Below are 1,315 nucleotides of genomic sequence, written 5' to 3' on the forward strand. Positions count from 1 at the left end.
GTGGGATGGTGCTTGCGCAGTGCCTCCGCGGTCTCGCGAATGTCGCGTTCGCTCGGCAGGAATACCAGCACGTCCCCTGGTCCGTCGCGGGCGAGCTCGTCGACGGCATCGAGGATGCCCTGCTGGAGACTGCGGTCGCGCTCGTCCTCGTCCTCGCTGGCGAGGGGGCGATAGCGCACCTCCACCGGGTAGGTCCGCCCGGAGACGTTGATGATCGGCGCATCACCGAAGTGCCGGGAGAAACGCTCCGGGTCGATCGTGGCCGAGGTGATGATGACCTTCAGGTCCGGCCGCCGGGGCAGGAGGTTTTTCAGGTAGCCGAGCAGGAAGTCGATGTTGAGGCTGCGCTCGTGGGCCTCGTCGATGATGATCGTGTCGTAGTCGGCGAGGTCCGGGTCGCCCTGGGTCTCGGCGAGGAGCATGCCGTCGGTGGCGAGCTTCACCCGGGTGCCGTCGGCGACATGGTCACTGAAACGGATCTTGTAGCCGACCCCGGCCCCGACCTCGGTGCCGCATTCCTCGGCGACCCGGGCGGCCAGACTGCGCGCGGCGATGCGCCGCGGCTGGCTGTGCGCGATCATGCCGGTCACACCGCGGCCGAGGTCAAGGCAGATCTTGGGCAGCTGGGTGCTCTTGCCGGAGCCGGTCTCGCCGCAGACCACCACCACCTGGTGCTGCCCGATGGCCTCGGCGATATCGTCCCGGCGCTCGATGACCGGGAGATCGAGGTCGAAATCCGGACGCAGCGTACCGGCGGCACGGGCGTTGTGCCGGCGCACGAGGCGCTCCACGTCCGCCTCCAGTGCCTTGAGCCCGCGTTCCGGGCGCCGGCCGCGGCTCAGACGCCGCTCGATGCCGCCGAGACGCCGCGTGAGCGCGTCCCGCCACGGCGCCGGCACCGCCTCAAGGATCCGCGTGCGCAGCGCCCCCACCCGCTCGGCGAGTGCACCGGTGGCGGGCGGCGCGGCGCTCCGGCGACGTCGCCCGCTCATTCGGACTCGTCGTCCCCGGTCTCCCGGGCAGGCCGCTCCCGGCGGCGCAGGGACGGGTAGCGCCCGGGATCGAAACGCAGCGGCTCCACCCGCCACGGCCCGTCGTCGCCGCAGGTCAGCACCAGCATGGACGGACCGCCGTTGGTGCGCGTGCGCCCCGCCGCTCCGGGATTGAGCAGCCAGGGGTGCTCGTCGAGGTCCGTGGACAGGCGGTGACTATGGCCGAACACCACCGCCGCCGCGTCATGGAACCGGCGGCGGTAGCGCCGCCCGCGCTGGGCCAGGGTGCCGCTGTCGTCACCGTGGAGGACGACCAGCCGGCC

At 72.1% G+C, this 1,315-nt stretch carries 2 protein-coding genes; both read right to left on the minus strand.

Annotated features, from left to right (window positions below):
• Nucleotides 1–992, minus strand: a 992-nt coding sequence (locus tag G7A99_RS19945; RefSeq protein ID WP_371807643.1) for a DEAD/DEAH box helicase, incomplete at its 3' end; no start/stop codon positions are given.
• Nucleotides 989–1,315: metallophosphoesterase family protein (locus G7A99_RS19950; RefSeq protein ID WP_163143535.1), on the minus strand; the 327-nt coding region annotated here is incomplete at its 5' end. The genes G7A99_RS19945 and G7A99_RS19950, both read right to left, overlap by 4 nt.

This window comes from Arhodomonas sp. KWT (assembly GCF_010993615.1).